18 protein-coding genes are annotated in these 16,156 nt (G+C 67.9%); 4 read left to right on the top strand and 14 right to left on the bottom strand.

Annotation, left to right across the window (positions count from 1 at the left end; translation table 11 throughout):
* Nucleotides 1-69: 69 nt before the first annotated feature.
* The 3 genes from FNV62_RS34285 to FNV62_RS58070 all read right to left on the bottom strand — a co-directional run bounded on the left by FNV62_RS34285 (nucleotide 70) and on the right by FNV62_RS58070 (nucleotide 2,025).
* Nucleotides 70-393 (bottom strand): STAS domain-containing protein, encoded by a 324-nt coding sequence (locus FNV62_RS34285; RefSeq protein ID WP_030596935.1) that lies wholly within the window; start codon nucleotides 391-393, stop codon nucleotides 70-72.
* A gap of 207 nt (nucleotides 394-600) precedes the next feature.
* Nucleotides 601-1,449, bottom strand: a complete 849-nt coding sequence (locus tag FNV62_RS34280; protein ID WP_054233213.1) for a 3-hydroxyacyl-CoA dehydrogenase family protein — start codon at nucleotides 1,447-1,449, stop codon at nucleotides 601-603.
* 117 nt (nucleotides 1,450-1,566) lie between these two features.
* Nucleotides 1,567-2,025 carry a zinc ribbon domain-containing protein gene (locus tag FNV62_RS58070; RefSeq protein ID WP_225900892.1) on the bottom strand — a complete coding sequence of 153 codons (459 nt, stop codon included), beginning with the start codon at nucleotides 2,023-2,025 and terminating at the stop codon, nucleotides 1,567-1,569.
* A gap of 255 nt (nucleotides 2,026-2,280) precedes the next feature.
* Here FNV62_RS58070 and FNV62_RS34270 point away from each other — a divergent pair, with 255 nt between their 5' ends.
* The gene (locus FNV62_RS34270; RefSeq protein WP_054233214.1) at nucleotides 2,281-2,853 is read left to right on the top strand and encodes a cob(I)yrinic acid a,c-diamide adenosyltransferase; all 573 of its coding nucleotides are present in this window, start codon (nucleotides 2,281-2,283) and stop codon (nucleotides 2,851-2,853) included.
* Nucleotides 2,854-2,875: 22 nt separating this feature from the next.
* Here FNV62_RS34270 and FNV62_RS34265 read toward each other — a convergent pair whose 3' ends face one another.
* Complete coding sequence (locus FNV62_RS34265) at nucleotides 2,876-3,430, bottom strand: hypothetical protein (protein WP_097286251.1); 555 nt, start codon at nucleotides 3,428-3,430, stop codon at nucleotides 2,876-2,878.
* A 164-nt stretch (nucleotides 3,431-3,594) separates the two neighbouring features.
* Between FNV62_RS34265 and FNV62_RS34260 the strand changes: the two genes are divergently transcribed.
* The 3 genes from FNV62_RS34260 (at nucleotide 3,595) to FNV62_RS34250 (ending at nucleotide 7,410) form a co-directional block, all read left to right on the top strand.
* Nucleotides 3,595-4,824 carry a sensor histidine kinase gene (locus tag FNV62_RS34260; protein ID WP_143628123.1) on the top strand — a complete coding sequence of 410 codons (1,230 nt, stop codon included), beginning with the start codon at nucleotides 3,595-3,597 and terminating at the stop codon, nucleotides 4,822-4,824.
* The gene (locus tag FNV62_RS34255; protein WP_054233217.1) at nucleotides 4,821-5,462 is read left to right on the top strand and encodes a response regulator; all 642 of its coding nucleotides are present in this window, start codon (nucleotides 4,821-4,823) and stop codon (nucleotides 5,460-5,462) included. The genes FNV62_RS34260 and FNV62_RS34255 overlap by 4 nt, the downstream gene beginning before the upstream one ends.
* 109 nt (nucleotides 5,463-5,571) lie before the next feature.
* Nucleotides 5,572-7,410, top strand: a complete 1,839-nt coding sequence (locus tag FNV62_RS34250; protein ID WP_143602934.1) for a glycoside hydrolase family 18 chitinase — start codon at nucleotides 5,572-5,574, stop codon at nucleotides 7,408-7,410.
* Nucleotides 7,411-7,481: 71 nt separating this feature from the next.
* Here FNV62_RS34250 and FNV62_RS34245 read toward each other — a convergent pair whose 3' ends face one another.
* The 10 genes from FNV62_RS34245 to FNV62_RS34200 form a co-directional block, all read right to left on the bottom strand.
* Nucleotides 7,482-7,928: a DUF2550 domain-containing protein gene (locus FNV62_RS34245; protein ID WP_054233219.1), complete on the bottom strand. Its 447-nt coding sequence runs from the start codon at nucleotides 7,926-7,928 to the stop codon at nucleotides 7,482-7,484.
* 129 nt (nucleotides 7,929-8,057) lie between these two features.
* Nucleotides 8,058-8,432, bottom strand: coding sequence for a F0F1 ATP synthase subunit epsilon (locus tag FNV62_RS34240; RefSeq protein ID WP_054233220.1), 375 nt, complete (start codon nucleotides 8,430-8,432; stop codon nucleotides 8,058-8,060).
* 163 nt (nucleotides 8,433-8,595) lie between these two features.
* Nucleotides 8,596-10,032: a F0F1 ATP synthase subunit beta gene (atpD, locus tag FNV62_RS34235; RefSeq protein WP_054233221.1), complete on the bottom strand. Its 1,437-nt coding sequence runs from the start codon at nucleotides 10,030-10,032 to the stop codon at nucleotides 8,596-8,598.
* On the bottom strand, nucleotides 10,032-10,946 hold the full coding sequence (locus tag FNV62_RS34230) for a F0F1 ATP synthase subunit gamma (RefSeq protein WP_054233222.1): 915 nt from the start codon (nucleotides 10,944-10,946) through the stop codon (nucleotides 10,032-10,034). The genes atpD and FNV62_RS34230 overlap by 1 nt, the downstream gene beginning before the upstream one ends.
* A 21-nt stretch (nucleotides 10,947-10,967) precedes the next feature.
* Complete coding sequence (gene atpA / locus FNV62_RS34225; protein WP_054233223.1) at nucleotides 10,968-12,557, bottom strand: F0F1 ATP synthase subunit alpha; 1,590 nt, start codon at nucleotides 12,555-12,557, stop codon at nucleotides 10,968-10,970.
* Between the two features lie 124 nt (nucleotides 12,558-12,681).
* Nucleotides 12,682-13,506 carry a F0F1 ATP synthase subunit delta gene (locus FNV62_RS34220; protein WP_143602933.1) on the bottom strand — a complete coding sequence of 275 codons (825 nt, stop codon included), beginning with the start codon at nucleotides 13,504-13,506 and terminating at the stop codon, nucleotides 12,682-12,684.
* Entirely contained in the window at nucleotides 13,503-14,051 is a 549-nt protein-coding gene (locus FNV62_RS34215) for a F0F1 ATP synthase subunit B (protein WP_143628121.1), read from the bottom strand. The genes FNV62_RS34220 and FNV62_RS34215 overlap by 4 nt, the downstream gene beginning before the upstream one ends.
* Nucleotides 14,052-14,090: 39 nt before the next feature.
* On the bottom strand, nucleotides 14,091-14,327 hold the full coding sequence (locus tag FNV62_RS34210) for a F0F1 ATP synthase subunit C (RefSeq protein ID WP_143628119.1): 237 nt from the start codon (nucleotides 14,325-14,327) through the stop codon (nucleotides 14,091-14,093).
* Nucleotides 14,328-14,403: 76 nt separating this feature from the next.
* Nucleotides 14,404-15,174 (bottom strand): F0F1 ATP synthase subunit A, encoded by a 771-nt coding sequence (gene atpB, locus FNV62_RS34205; protein WP_143652209.1) that lies wholly within the window; start codon nucleotides 15,172-15,174, stop codon nucleotides 14,404-14,406.
* A gap of 273 nt (nucleotides 15,175-15,447) precedes the next feature.
* Complete coding sequence (locus tag FNV62_RS34200; protein WP_143602932.1) at nucleotides 15,448-15,888, bottom strand: hypothetical protein; 441 nt, start codon at nucleotides 15,886-15,888, stop codon at nucleotides 15,448-15,450.
* Between the last annotated feature and the right edge of the window lie 268 nt (nucleotides 15,889-16,156).

Below are 16,156 nucleotides of genomic sequence, written 5' to 3'. Positions count from 1 at the left end.
GACGTCACAGTCTCGTGAGGATTGTGCGCGAGGTGCGTTTCGTACGCCGCTCAGGAGGCGTACGCCGGGTCACACCCGGGGCAGTGACTCGACTCCGATGCCGCCCTCGATCGCGAGGATCCGGTGCAGCCGGGTGGCCACCAGCAGGCGCTGCATCTGTGGTGGTACACGGCGCAGCACGAGCCGTCGGCCGCACCGCCCGGCCCTTCGGTGGGCCCCCATGATGACACCGAGCCCGGTGGCGTCCCAGGAGTCCAGCTCGGACAGGTCCAGCACCAGGTCGCCGACTCCGTCGTCGACGGCCGAGTGCAGGACCGTACGGGCGTCCGCCGCGCTGCGTACGTCGAGGCGGCCCCCGACGACCAGCTCGGCGTGGTCGCCCCTGATGTACATATGCGCTCCCCGAGAGTGCGTCTCGTCCTCTGCGTCAGTCTCTCTGCGTCGGTGTCGGTCCGCGTTTTGCGTGTGCACCGTCTGACTGGCTTGAGGCCGCAGAGGTTGCCGTCTGTAAGCGAACCGATACCGAATTCACCTCATGGGGTGACACCCCAGAGGCACGTGCGGTTTCCGTGACGGGTGATGCTGGATGACTCGCTTGATTCAGTGCTTGTAGAAGCCCTGCCCGCTCTTGCGCCCGATGTCACCGGCGTCAACCATCCGGCGCATCAGCTCCGGCGGAGCGAACTTCTCGTCCTGGGTCTCGGTGTAGATGTTGCCGGTGGCGTGCAGGAGGATGTCGACGCCCGTGAGGTCCGCCGTGGCGAGCGGGCCCATGGCATGGCCGAAGCCCAGTTTGCAGGCGAGGTCGATGTCCTCGGCGGTGGCCACGCCGGACTCGTACAGCTTGGTGGCCTCGACGACGAGCGCCGAGATGAGACGGGTCGTCACGAAGCCGGCCACGTCACGGTTGACGACGATGCAGGTCTTGCCGACGGACTCGGCGAACTCCCGTGCGGTGGCGAGGGTTTCGTCGCTCGTCTTGTAGCCGCGCACCAGTTCGCACAGCTGCATCATCGGTACGGGTGAGAAGAAGTGGACGCCGACGACCCGCTCCGGGCGCTCGGTGGCCGCGGCGATCTTGGTGATCGGGATGGCGGAGGTGTTCGAGGCGAGCACGGTGTCGTCCCGCACGATCTTGTCGAGCGCGCGGAAGATGTCGTGCTTGACCTCGAGCTTCTCGAAGACGGCCTCGACGACGATGTCCGCGTCCGCGGCGGCGTCGAGATCGGTGGTCGCGGTGATCCGGCCGAGCGCGGCATCGGCGTCGTGCGCCTCCAGCCTGCCCTTGCTCACGAACTTGTCGTAGGAGGCCTTGATGCCGTCGATGCCTCGCGTGAGCGCCTCGTCGGTGACATCGCGCAGAACGACGTCCCAGCCCGCCTGCGCGGACACCTGGGCGATACCGGACCCCATGAGCCCGGCTCCGATGACGGCGAGCTTCCCTGCCACTGTGCGACTCCCCTGACGCGGTGTTTATGTCTGCCTCTCGGGCGGACACTAGCGCTCGTGAGGGCCTGTGTGACCGGTAAGTAACGCGTGTCACGGTCTCACGCCGTGAGACGGTCGTCACGTCTCAACTGACGGACTTGGCGATCCTCCCCCGACCGAAGTCAAGGGGATTCCGACCCAGGCGGTCGGTGCGTTAATTCCTTGCGGTTTCACGCTCGTTGGCGCTTCACGGACCGGCTGAAGCCGAGGTCTCCACGCCCTGTGACCCACCTGCCCGCGGGCCAGTGTGTTCTTCGCGCCGACTGTGTCAGCGTGCTCCTTGTGACCGCCGGCGGTGCACACGAACCTCGCACGGCTCCTGCCATTGTCTGGATGCACATGCGCACAATCAGGGCACGTCGTCGACGTATGAGCGGGATTCACCGTGCGACCCGTGGCGCCGGTACGTCGGACAGGGTTGCGAACCGCCAACTCGAAGGAATGCCATCCTTTGTCCAGGATGGCACGGTTGAGTCCTGACTTCTGCCGAACTCTGACACCGGGCTCCGCCACGGATCCCCTGGCAGTGGCGGTCATGGCCGCGGTGTTGAGGTCTTCGAGGACCACGAGGGCATTGCCGTCCACAATCTGACGGGCGCTCTGCGCAGGGAAGCCCTGGCGCCGGTCATGGACCCTGCGCCTGGCGACCCACATCTTCGCCCGGCACGCCCTTCGCCTCTCGGACGTATCAGTGCGCACGGAATCGAACGCCTGAGAGGAACGGTGCAGAGGCGCCGAAGCAGTGCTCGGTCACACGTCGGCTCCCCTCGCGAGACCGTCTAAATTGGCCCCATGGTCAATCTGACGCGCATCTACACCAGGACCGGCGACCAGGGCACCACCGCTCTCGGGGACATGAGCCGGGTCGCCAAGACCGATCCCCGGATCTCGGCCTACGCGGACGCCAACGAGGCGAACGCGGTCCTCGGGACGGCGATCGCACTGGGCGGCCTCGACGAGGAGGTCGTCGCGGTCCTCACCCGGGTGCAGAACGACCTCTTCGACGTCGGCGCGGACCTGTCGACCCCGGTGGTCGAGGACCCGAAGTTCCCGCCCCTGCGGGTCGAGCAGTTCTACATCGACAAGCTGGAGGCGGACTGCGACCGCTTCAACGACGAGCTGGAGAAGCTGCGCTCCTTCATCCTGCCCGGCGGCACCCCGGGCGCGGCACTGCTGCACCAGGCGTGCACGGTCGTACGCCGCGCCGAGCGGTCGACATGGGCGGCGCTGGAGGTCCACGGCGACGTCATGAACCCGCTGACCGCCACCTATCTGAACCGGCTCTCCGACCTGCTGTTCATCCTCGCCCGCACGGCGAACAAGGAGACCGGGGACGTGCTGTGGGTCCCGGGCGGCGAGCGCTAGGGCCTGTCGTTTGGATCAGGCCCTAGCCGTCGGACCGGCCCTGGGTGACCGGGGCCCGTTTGGGCCGGAGGACATACGTCAGGGCGATCAGGCCGTGGATCCCCACCGCCCGGAGCGCCACCCACTGGAAGGCGCGCAGCGACGAGGTGTCGCCGACGCCCACGAACCAGATCGCGCCCTGGAGGAGGGCGCACGCGACGGCCGCCGCGAGGAGGGTGCGGAGCCAGAGGCGGCCCTCGTGGGCGGCCCGGGGCATGCCGAAGCGCGGGGGCTTCGGCGGGGGCGGGCCACCGGCCAGGCGGTGGGCGGCGTGGCCGTCCAACCAACGGATGGTGTAGTGGCCGTACGCGACGGTGAAGCCGATGTAGAGCGCCGCCAGGCCGTGTTCCCAGCTCGGCTCGGCGCCGTTCCTGAGGTCGATCGCCGTCACCACGAAGAGCACCACCTCCAGCAGCGGCTCGCACAGCAGCAGGGCCACGCTCGTACGGCGCAGCCTCAGCAGATAGCGGACGGCGAGGCCCGCGGCCAGCAGCAGCCAGAAACCGGCCTCGCACGCGATGATCAACCCGACGATCACGGTTCGCTCCTCTCGGTCACCCCTCCAGGCTCGCGTCCGGGGCGGCTCGGATCGTCATCGGCGGTGACGAGGTCCCGGTACATCGAAAGTTGCAGTTCCGGACCCTTCCCGGGCATCAGGCGGTGAGCCGTTGCGCCGTGTTGGATGGAGTCATGGATGGAGTCATGGCCGGGCGACCTGCCCGCCCCCACCGCGACGACGTGGGCATCGCGGCCGGCGGACTGCTCGGCGGGCTCTTCCTGTGGAGCGTCGGTCTCTACAGCCGTACGCCGGACGATCCGATGTCCCGTGCGGACCAGGGCTGGGCCGTCCTGGTGCCGCTGGCCGTGATGGCCTGCTGCGAACTGCTGCGCCGGACACGACCGCGCACCGCCCTGCTCGTGGGCACACTCGCGCTCGTCGCCGACCTGCTGACCCGCGGCAGCCTGGCCACGGTCGTGATGTTCACGGACCTGGTCTACGCGGCCGTCCTGTACGGCTCCCCCGGCGCGGCCCGCCGCATCCCCTGGATCACCGGGCTGATCACGGTGATCGCGACCGTGTGGCCGGTCGCGGCCTGGCACAAGCCGCAGGGGCTGTTGATCGGCGCGTTCACCGGCCTGGTGACGTTCACTCCCGCCGCCACCGGCTGGATCGTCCGCAACCACCGCGACACCGCCGTCGCCGAACGGCTGCGCGCCGAACAGACGGCCCTGCTCGCCGAGATGGACCGCGCCCACGCCGTCACCGCCGAACGAGCCCGAATGGCACGGGAGTTGCACGACATGGTGGCCAACCATCTCTCCGCGATCGCGATCCACTCCACGGCCGCGCTCTCCATCGACGACCCGAACACGTCCAGGGACGCGCTCACCGTCATCCGTGAGAACAGCGTCGAGGGGCTCGCGGAGATGCGCCGGCTGATCGGGCTCCTGCGCGACGGCAGCGACGACCGCGAGCCGTCCGCCGCACCCACCCTCGACGGACTCGGCGCCCTGGTGGCCGGCGCCCGCACCAACGGACTCGACGTCACGCTCACCACCGAGCACGGCAAGGTGCCCGCCCCGGTCGAGCTCGCCGCGTACCGCATCGTCCAGGAGTCGCTGACCAACGCCCTCAAGCACGCGCCCGAGGGCCGTGTCACGGTGACGCTCACCCAGCGGGACGGCTCGCTCGCCATCGCGGTGACCAGTCCGTACACCGGTCCGAGCGGCCCCCGCGCCCCCGGTTCCGGCGCCGGGCTCGTGGGCATGCGGGAGCGGGCCGACCTGCTGGGCGGCAGTTTCGAGGCGGGGCCCGAGCCCTCCCCCGACAGCGGGAACGTCAAGAACGGCAAGGGTGGAAAAGACGGCGAGGACGGCGCGATCTGGGCCGTACGCGCCACCCTGCCCCTCGTCCGAGGAGAGTCCGAATGATCCGCGTGCTCGTCGCCGAGGACCAGTCCGCCGTACGGGCCGGGCTCGTCCTCATCCTGCGCAGCGCACCCGACATCGAGGTGGTCGGCGAGGCCGCGGACGGCGAGCAGGCGGTCGCGCTCGCCCGCGAACTCCGCCCGGACCTGGTCCTGATGGATGTGCAGATGCCCCGGCTCGACGGGGTGTCCGCCACCCGTCAGGTCGTCGCCGAGCGGCTCGCCGACGTGCTCGTGCTCACCACCTTCGACCTCGACGAGTACGTCTTCGGGGCGCTGCGCGCGGGCGCCTCCGGGTTTCTGCTGAAGAACACGGAGGCGAGGGACCTGCTGGTGGCGGTGCGGACGGTGGCGAGCGGCGAGGGGCTGATCGCCCCGGCCGTGACGCGTCGGCTGATCGCCGAGTTCGCCGCGAAGCCGGTACGGGAGCCGAGCGCCGACCCGGCCGTGCTCGACGCGCTGACGCGGCGGGAGCGGGAAGTGCTGTCCTGCCTGGGCGAGGGGCTCTCCAACGCGGAGATCGCGGGCCGGCTGGAGATGGCGGAGGCGACGGTGAAGACCCACGTCAGCCGTCTGCTGGGGAAGCTGGAGCTGCGCAGCAGGGTCCAAGCGGCCGTGCTGGCACAGGAGTTGGGGGTCTGACTCACCGCGCGGGCGCACTGGTCCAGACCTATTGACCTATGGTCCAGACCTTTCTATTCTCGCCGCACTGCGCTTAGCCATGCCCACGACATCCCCGAGGAGAGGCATCATGCGCTTCAGAACCAGAGTCCGACAGCGAACCGTGGCAGGACTCACCACCCTGCTGCTTCCGCTCGCCGCCCTCGTCGGGCTCGCGAGCCCCGCCTCGGCAGCCGCCTCCGCCACCGCCACGTACACCAAGACCCAGGACTGGGGTACGGGCTTCGAAGGCAAGTGGACGGTCACCAACACCGGTACCACCAGCATCAGTTCCTGGACGATCGACTGGGACTTCCCCTCCGGTACGTCCGTCACCTCGGCCTGGGACGCGGACGTCACCTCGTCCGGCACCCACTGGACGGCCAAGAACAAGTCCTACAACGGCACCCTCGCCGCGGGCGCCTCCGTCTCCTTCGGCTTCAACGGCGCCGGCACCGGATCTCCGTCCAACTGCACGCTCAACGGCGGCAGTTGTGACGGTGGCACCACCGTCCCCGGTGACAACCCGCCCGGCGCGCCCGGCACCCCCACCGCCTCCGCGATCACCGACACCTCGGTGAAGCTCTCCTGGAGCGCGGCCACCGACGACAAGGGCGTCAAGAACTACGACGTCCTGCGCGGCGGCACCAAGGTCGCCACCGTGACCACGACCTCGTACACGGACACCGGTCTGACCGCCGGCACCGACTACTCATACACCGTCCAGGCCCGCGACACCGCCGACCAGACCGGTCCGGTCAGCGGCGCGGTCGCCGTGCACACCACCGGTGGCGGCACCACCCCGCCGCCCACCGGCAACGCCGTCAAGCTCGGCTACTTCACCGAGTGGGGCATCTACGGCCGCAACTACAACGTCAAGAACCTGGTGACGTCCGGCTCGGCCGCCAAGATCACGCACATCAACTACGCCTTCGGCAACGTCACCAACGGCCAGTGCGCGATCGGCGACTCCTACGCCGACTACGACAAGGCCTTCACCGCCGACCAGTCGGTCAGCGGCGTCGCCGACACCTGGGACCAGCCGCTGCGCGGCAACTTCAACCAGCTGCGCGAGCTGAAGGCCAAGTACCCGAACATCAAGATCCTCTGGTCCTTCGGCGGCTGGACCTGGTCCGGCGGCTTCGCCCAGGCCGCGGCCAACCCGACCGCGTTCGCCCAGTCCTGCTACAACCTGGTCGAGGACCCGCGCTGGGCCGACGTCTTCGACGGCATCGACATCGACTGGGAGTACCCGAACGCCTGCGGCCTGTCCTGCGACACCAGCGGCGCCGCGGCCTACAAGAACCTGATGCAGGCCCTGCGCGCCAAGTTCGGCACGAACAACCTGGTCACCGCTGCCACCACGGCGGACGGCACCTCCGGCGGCAAGATCGACGCCGCCGACTACGCGGGCGCCTCGCAGTACGTCGACTGGTACAACGTGATGTCGTACGACTTCTTCGGAGCGTTCAACGCGCAGGGCCCGACGGCCCCGCACTCCCCGCTCACCTCGTACAGCGGCATCCCGACGCCCGGCTTCACCACGGCCGACGCGATCGCCAAGTTCAAGGCGAAGGGCGTGCCCGCGAGCAAGCTGCTGATCGGCATCGGCTTCTACGGCCGCGGCTGGACGGGCGTCACCCAGGACGCGCCGGGCGGCACGGCCACGGGGCCGGCGCCGGGAACGTACGAGCAGGGCATCGAGGACTACAAGGTACTCAAGACGTCCTGCCCGGCCACCGGCACGATCGCCGGGACGGCGTACGCGCACTGCGGCACCAACTGGTGGTCCTACGACACCCCGGCGACCATCGGCACGAAGATGGCCTGGGCCAAGAGTCAGGGCCTGGGCGGCGCGTTCTTCTGGGAGTTCAGCGGAGACACCAGCAACGGCGAACTGGTGAGCGCCCTCACCAGCGGGCTCGGATAGCCGCCGAGCAACATGGACGCTCCCCCGGACTTCGTCCGGGGGACCCCCACCCAGCGAGTGAGTGTGGCCTCTCAGGCCACATTCACTCGCTGTCCGGGCGGGGCCGCCTCCAGCCACGCGAGGAAACCGGTCAGCGCGTCCTCGCTCATCGCCAGTTCCAGCCGGGTACCCCGGTGCACACAGGCCAGGATGATCGCGTCGGAGAGCAGGGCGAGCTCCTCCTCGCCGTCCGGGGTGCGGCGGCCGGCCACCTCGATCGCCGAGCGTTCCAGGACGCGGCGCGGGCGGGGGGAGTACGAGAAGACGCGGTACCACTCGATGCGGTCGCCGTTGTAGCGGGCGACGCCGTAGCCCCAGCCTTTTCCGTTGGGGTCGCTCTTCTCCGGGACGTCCCAGCGCAGGCTGCAGTCGAAGGTGCCTCCGGAGCGCTGGATCAGCCGGCGGCGGAGGCCGAAGACGAACAGCCCCACCACCACGAGCGCCACTACCAATCCGCACACAGTCAGAGCGAGGACCATCGACACCGACCTCCTCGTCTCCTAGGTAACGGAAAAGAAAAAACCTCCGCATTTGCCTCAGCCGCGGCGGGGTCCGGAGTGATCCGGTCCCCGCCGCGGCTGAGGCAAAGCATCACACAGCGCGGCGACTCAGCGCGCCGACACCGCCCGCAGACGGACGTCCGCGCGGCGCTCGGCGGAGGCATCGCCCTCCGCCTTCGCGCGCTCGAGCTCCCGCTCCACGCGCTGGACGTCGATCTCGTCCGACAGCTCGGCGATCTCGGCCAGCAGTGACAGCTTGTTGTCGGCGAACGAGATGAAACCGCCGTGCACCGCGGCGACGACCGTTCCACCATCACTCGTACGGATGGTCACCGGGCCCGACTCCAGCACACCGAGCAGCGGCTGGTGACCGGGCATGACGCCGATGTCGCCGGACGCGGTACGCGCGACGACCAGGGTGGCCTCGCCGGACCAGACACTGCGGTCCGCGGCGACGAGCTCGACGTGCAGCTCAGCAGCCAAGGTGGGCTCCTCGGGTCACCACCCGGCATGGCCGCCGGGTGTTGGGTCAAAGTCTAATGGGCGTACGGAGGGGGACGGGACGCGCCCCGCGAGGTGCGGTCCCGTCCCCCTCCTTCACGAACACGAGTTCCTCAGGAACCGGAGTCCCTCAGGCACGCGAGATTCAGGAGACGCCGAGCTCCTTGGCGTTGGCCTTGAGGTCCTCAATGCCACCGCACAGGAAGAACGCCTGCTCCGGGAAGTGGTCGTACTCACCGTCGATGATCGCGTTGAAGGCCGCGATCGACTCGTCCAGCGGGACGTCCGACCCGTCGACGCCGGTGAACTGCTTGGCGACGTGGGTGTTCTGGGACAGGAAGCGCTCCACGCGACGGGCGCGGTGGACAGTGAGCTTGTCCTCCTCGCCGAGCTCGTCGATACCGAGGATCGCGATGATGTCCTGGAGGTCCTTGTACTTCTGCAGGACCGACTTGACCCGCATCGCGGCGGCGTAGTGATCCGCCGCGATGTAGCGCGGGTCCAGGATGCGGGACGTGGAGTCCAGCGGGTCCACGGCCGGGTAGATACCCTTCTCGGAGATCGGACGGGAGAGCACCGTCGTCGCGTCGAGGTGGGCGAACGTGGTGGCCGGGGCCGGGTCGGTCAGGTCGTCCGCGGGGACGTAGATCGCCTGCATCGAGGTGATCGAGTGACCACGGGTCGAGGTGATGCGCTCCTGGAGGAGACCCATCTCGTCGGCCAGGTTCGGCTGGTAGCCCACCGCGGAGGGCATACGGCCGAGCAGGGTCGAGACCTCGGAACCGGCCTGCGTGAAGCGGAAGATGTTGTCGATGAAGAACAGCACGTCCTGGTTCTGGACGTCACGGAAGTACTCCGCCATCGTCAGACCCGCGAGAGCCACGCGCAGACGGGTGCCCGGGGGCTCGTCCATCTGACCGAAGACAAGCGCGGTCTTGTCGATGACGCCCGAGTCCGACATCTCCTCGATGAGGTCGTTGCCCTCACGGGTGCGCTCACCGACACCGGCGAACACGGAGACACCGTCGTGGTTGTTGGCGACGCGGTAGATCATCTCCTGGATGAGCACCGTCTTGCCGACACCGGCACCACCGAACAGACCGATCTTTCCACCCTTGACGTACGGGGTGAGAAGGTCGATGACCTTGACGCCGGTCTCGAACATCTCGGTCTTCGACTCGAGCTCGTCGAAGCGAGGGGCCTTGCGGTGGATGGACCAGCGCTCGCCCTCGTACTTCTCGTCGGAGTTCAGCACCTCACCGAGGGTGTTGAACACCTTGCCCTTGGTGAAGTCACCGACCGGGACGGTGATGCCCGTGCCGGTGTCGGTGACCGCGGCCTGGCGGACCAGACCGTCGGTGGGCTGCATGGAGATCGTGCGGACCAGGCCGTCACCCAGGTGCTGGGCGACTTCCAGGGTCAGCGTCTTCTTCTCGCCGGCGTTGGCCGGGTCGGCCACCTCGACGTGAAGGGCGTTGTAGATGTCCGGCATCGCGTCGACGGGGAACTCCACGTCGACGACCGGGCCGATGACCCGGGCGACGCGGCCCGTGGCAACGGCCGTCTCAGAAGTCGTCGTCATTACTTGTCACTCCCCGCGGTCGCGTCGGCAAGGGCTGCGGAGCCACCGACGATCTCGCTGATTTCCTGGGTGATTTCGGCCTGGCGGGCCGCATTGGCAAGACGGGAGAGCGTGGTGATCAGGTCTCCCGCGTTGTCGGTCGCCGACTTCATCGCGCGGCGGGTGGCGGCGTGCTTGGAGGCAGCCGACTGGAGCAGCGCGTTGTAGATACGGCTCTCGACGTACCGGGGCAGCAGGGCGTCGAGGACGTCCTCCGCCGACGGCTCGAACTCGTACAGCGGAAGGATCTCGCCCTTGGGCGCCTCTTCCGCGACCTCTTCGAGGCGCAGTGGCAGCAGGCGGCCGTCGACCGCGTTCTGCGTCATCATCGACACGAACTCGGTGTAGACGATGTGGAGTTCATCCACGCCGCCGTCCGCCGTCGCCGTTTCGATGGCCTCGATGAGCGGAGCCGCGACCTTCTTGGCGTCCGCGTAGGTGGGCTCGTCGGTGAAACCCGACCACGACTCCACGACCTTGCGCTCGCGGAAGTTGTAGTGGGCCAGACCGCGGCGGCCGACGATGTACGTGTCGACCTCCTTGCCCTCCGCCTCAAGACGGGCGGTCAACAGCTCCGCCGCCTTGATGGCGTTGGAGTTGAAGGCGCCGGCCAGTCCGCGGTCGCTCGTGAGGAGCAGCACCGCGGAACGGGTCGCCGTCTCCGCCTCCGTGGTCAGCGGGTGCTTGGTGTTCGAGCCGGTGCCGACCGCCGTGACCGCGCGGGTGAGCTCGGTCGCGTACGGCGCGGAGGCCGCCACCTTGCGCTGCGCCTTGACGACGCGCGAGGCGGCGATCATCTCCATCGCCTTGGTGATCTTCTTGGTCGCGGTGACGGATCGGATGCGACGCTTGTAGACCCGGAGCTGGGCTCCCATGAGTCAGGTCCCTTCCTTACGTCACTTGGCCGCGGCCGGAACGTCTTCGCCGAGAAGCTTGCCGTCCGAGGTCTCGAACTGCTTCTTGAAGTCCGCGATGGCGTCCGCGATGGCCGTGAGGGTGTCGTCCGACATCTTGCCGCCCTCCTTGATGGAGGTCATGAGTCCCTGCTCCTTGCGGTGCAGGTACTCGAGGAGCTCCTTCTCGAAGCGGCGGATGTCGGCGACCGGTACCTCGTCCATCTTGCCGGTGGTACCGGCCCACACGGAGACGACCTGGTCCTCGGTGGCCATCGGCTGGTACTGAGCCTGCTTGAGCAGCTCCACCAACCGCTGACCGCGCTCCAGCTGGGACTTCGACGCGGCGTCCAGGTCGGAACCGAAGGCGGCGAACGCCTCCAGCTCGCGGTACTGGGCGAGGTCCAGGCGGAGTCGGCCGGAAACCTGCTTCATCGCCTTGTGCTGGGCGGAGCCACCGACGCGGGAGACCGAGATACCGACGTTCAGGGCCGGACGCTGGCCGGCGTTGAACAGGTCGGACTCCAGGAAGCACTGGCCGTCGGTGATGGAGATGACGTTGGTCGGGATGAACGCCGACACGTCGTTCGCCTTGGTCTCGACGATCGGCAGACCCGTCATCGAACCGGCGCCCAGGTCGTCGGAGAGCTTCGCGCAGCGCTCCAGCAGACGGGAGTGCAGGTAGAAGACGTCACCGGGGTAGGCCTCGCGCCCCGGCGGACGGCGGAGCAGCAGGGACACGGCGCGGTAGGCGTCGGCCTGCTTCGAGAGGTCGTCGAAGATGATGAGGACGTGCTTGCCCTCGTACATCCACTGCTGGCCGATGGCCGAACCGGTGTACGGCGCAAGGTACTTGAAGCCGGCCGGGTCGGACGCCGGGGCGGCGACGATGGTCGTGTACTCCAGCGCGCCGGCCTCTTCGAGGGCGCCACGCACGGAGGCGATGGTCGAACCCTTCTGACCGATGGCGACGTAGATGCAGCGGACCTGCTTCTTGGTGTCGCCCGAGCGCCAGTTGTCGCGCTGGTTGATGATCGTGTCGACAGCCAGCGCGGTCTTGCCGGTCTGACGGTCGCCGATGACCAGCTGGCGCTGGCCACGGCCGATCGGGGTCATCGCGTCGACGGCCTTGTAGCCGGTTTCCATCGGCTCGTGCACCGACTTGCGGACCATGACGCCCGGGGCCTGCAGCTCGAGGGCGCGGCGGCCGGTGGTCTCGATCTCGCCGAGGCCGTCGATCGGGTTGCCGAGCGGGTCGACGACGCGGCCGAGGTAGCCCTCGCCCACGGCGACGGACAGCACCTCACCGGTGCGCTGCACCGGCTGGCCCTCCTCGATACCGCTGAACTCGCCGAGGACGACCGCACCGATCTCGCGCTCTTCCAGGTTCAGCGCGAGACCGAGGGTTCCGTCCTCGAACTTCAGCAGCTCGTTCGCCATCGCCGAGGGAAGGCCCTCGATCTTGGCGATACCGTCGCCGGCGACGGTGACCGTACCGACCTCCTCGCGCGAGGCCGCGTCCGGCTTGTACGACTGGACAAAGTTCTCCAGCGCGTCCCGGATCTCCTCCGGCCGGATCGTGAGCTCCGCCATCTGGGTTCCCTGCTCTCCTTGTTGGGCCCGAAGTTTTCTTGGGGGGTCTGGGGTCAGCCCCCAGGAATCCTCTGCACGGCCCAACCAGGGCCGTAAGTACTACGTGGTTACGCGTATTGAGTTGCTACTGGCCGACGATGCGGCGGCGCGCGTCCTCGAGTCGGTCCGCGACGGCACCGTCGATGATCTCGTCGCCGACCTGCACCCGGATCCCGCCGACGACCTCGGGGTCCACGTCGAGGTTGAGGTGCATCGGGCGGCCGTAGAGCTTCGCCAGAGCGGCGCCGAGGCGCTGCTTCTGTCCGTCGCTCAGCGGGACCGCCGAGGTGACGACGGCGACCATGCGGTTGCGGCGATCGGCGGCGAGCTTGGACAGGGACTCGAGTCCCGCCTCCAGGCTACGTCCCCGGGGCGCGGCCACAAGGCGCGTCACCAGGCGTTCGGTGGTCGGGTTGGCCCGACCGCCGAGCAGGCTGTGCAGCAGCTCGCTCTTGGCCGCCTTCGAGGCGGTGCGGTCGGTCAGCGCGGCGCGCAGCTCGGTGTTCGAAGAGACGATCCGACCGAAGCGGAACAGTTCGTCCTCGACGTCGTCGAGCGCGTTCGCCCGCTGGGCGGCCGTGAGGTCGGCGATGCTCGCCAGCTCCTCCAGCGTGTCCACCAGGTCACGCGGCTGCGACCAGCGCGAGCGCACCAGGCCGGCCACCAGGTCCGCGGTCGGCCCGCCGACCTGGCCGCCGAGCAGGCGCTGGGCCAGCTCGGCCTTGGCCTCGCCGGACTGCGCCGGGTCGGTCAGGACCCGACGCAGCGACACCTCGCGGCTGAGCAGCGTGGTGACGGCGGCCAGCTCGTCGGCGAGCTGGACCGCGTCCACGGACGTCGAGTCCGTCAGCGCATCGAGACGCTCACGAGCTGCAGCGAGAGCCTCGCGGCTTGCTCCGTGTGCGGTCATCGAGTCGCCTCGGCCTTCTCCTCGAGGTCGTCGAGGAAGCGGTCGATGACGCGGCTCTGCCGGGCGTGGTCCTCGAGGGACTCACCGACGAGCTTGCCGGCCAGGTCGGTGGCGAGCTTGCCCACGTCCTGTCGCAGCGCCTGCGAGGCGGCCTTGCGGTCGGCCTCCAGCTGCGAGTGACCGGCGGCGATGATCTCCTCGCGCTGCCGTTGGCCTTCCGCACGCATGTCGGCGATGAGCGTGGCGCCCTGCTCCTGCGCCTCCTGGCGCAGCCGCGCGGCCTCGTGCCGTGCCTCGGCGAGCTGGGCCTTGTACTGCTCCAGCACGCTCTGGGCTTCGACCTTCATGGCGTCGGCCTCTTCGATACCGCCTTCGATCGCCGCGCGGCGCTCTTCCAGAACCTTGTTGATGTTCGGGAGGAGCTTCTTCCAGAAGAAGAAGAACACGATGGCGAAGGCGATGGCGCCGACGAGCAGCTCGGGGCCGGCCGGGATGAGCGGGTTCTGCTTCTCCTCGGCCGCCAGCTGTACCAGGTTGGCGATCACATCAGTGCCTTTCGTCGATTCGTGTCAGTAAGGGGTGAATTACTGACCGAAAACGAACGGCATGACGATGCCGATGAGGGCGAGCGCCTCACAGAAGGCGAAGCCGAGGATCTGGTTGGCGCGGATCAGGCCGGCAGCTTCGGGCTGACGGGCCAGGGCCTGGGTGCCGTTACCGAAGATGATGCCGACGCCGACACCGGGGCCGATGGCGGCGAGGCCGTAGCCGACGGAACCGATCGAACCGGAGAGAGCGGCGAGGGTCTCAGTGGCAGCCATGCTGATTCTTCCTTCTCTTTCTTGGACCGGCGGGGGTTGGCCACCGGACGTTCTGGGGCTTTCGGGGGGCGATGACTCAGTGGTGCTCGGCGAGCGCGCCCTGGAGGTACGAGCAGGCCAGCAGCACGAAGACGTACGCCTGGACGGCCTGCACGAAAAGCTCGAAGAGGATCATGATGACGGTCATCACGAACGAGACACCGGCCGCGGGGATCATGTAGCTGTTCAGCAGGTACCAGGAGGCGACCGTGAACATGACCAGCATCAGGTGGCCGGCGAACATGTTGGCGAAGAGTCGGACCGCGTGCGTGAAGGGCCGGACGATCAGGTTCGAGAAGAACTCGATGACCATGACGAGGGGCAGCACGCCGCCGAGCGACTTGTCGTAGCCGGTGATGTTCTTGAAGAAGCCGACGAAGCCGTGGCGCTTGAACGTGACCGAGACCCACATGATCCAGACGATCGCGGCGAGCACCACCGGGAAGGCGAAGACCGACGAGACCGGGAACTGCGCCAGCGGGATCACGGACCAGATGTTCATGATCCAGATGAAGAAGAACAGCGAGACCATGATCGGGACGTACTTCTCGCCCTCGCGCTTGCCGAGCGTCTCGTAGACGATGCCGCGGCGCACGAAGTCGTATCCGGCCTCACCGACCATCTGCAGCTTGCCCGGGATCACCTTGGCCTTGCCGAAGGCCGCCCAGAAGAAGGCGACGACGACGATCGAGGTGAGCAGGGCGAGCAGCATCACCTTGTTGAACTCGAACCCTCCCACCGTGGCGATCGGCTTGAAGAGGAACGAGTGCAGGCCCGGAGCCGGAAAGCCACACCCGTTGTCGGACATGATCCGACAGCTCCAGTCAAAGGCGAGCTGGGTCTGGTCAGCACTCACCACGGGCTCCTTCGGCGTGACGCATAGGTACGGCAACCTCGTTGTGTCGGCGCGGCGCGCAGCCGCGGTTCGGCACTGGACTGGTGTAACGAATGTGGGGGCGGCTGTGGGGCATCAAGCCTCGCGATTGAGCAGGCGTCAGCTCAGATGCCCGCGCCCGCGATGCCGCAGTTGGCACCGGACGATAGCAGGATCTCCCACATGGCTTTATCCCACCCCTACCCCTCACGACGAGGACCCTGATTTCTCGGGCTTCTCGCTCTTCTTCTCGGGTTCGGGGTCGACATAGAAGATCTTGGCCTTCATGTGTGCCCGCGCCTGCGCCGCCATCCACACGACGGTCGCGAGGACGAGACCGACCGCGAACGCCTTGGGGTTGAACAGAGACGTGTTCTTGAAGAGTGCCACGAAGATCAGGAGCAGCAGGAGTTGGGCCACGTAGAGCATCAGGCCCATGGCCTGGAACAGCTGCGGGAGCGTTTTTGCCGTCCACTGCAGGACGTAGAGGCCGATCCCCATGAAGAGGATGGCCAGCAGTGTGCCGATGCCCGCACCGAGCGCACCCTTGCCACCCGCGACCACGCCACTGACGGCGACGGCGATCACGCCGACAGCCGCCGTGGGGACAGCGGTGTGCAATAGGTTCCGGGCGTCATTGGACGGCATGGCGGCAACTCCGCTTGCTTCGGGGGCAGGGTGTCGTCATGGACGAGCGTAGTCCCGGGCTGAGAGAGAACCTCACGCCAAGGGGCCGCCTCACGACGGTCCTTCGGCTCTATCCCGGGTTCTCGTGAACCGTATCACAAACTATTTGATGCGGTCTTTACCTAGAAGGTGTGCTCGCTGTCACACATGAGAGTGAACCCGCGCGTTTGTGCAATATCGAGGGTGACTTGTCTGGTATTGACGCGGTTTGCCGATGATCCCTCTTGCA

It is taken from the genome of Streptomyces sp. RLB3-17 (genome assembly GCF_007113425.2).
In the GTDB taxonomy this organism is placed as follows: Bacteria; Actinomycetota; Actinomycetes; order Streptomycetales; family Streptomycetaceae; genus Streptomyces; species Streptomyces mirabilis_D.
This window is presented reverse-complemented; position numbering and strand designations above follow the sequence as displayed.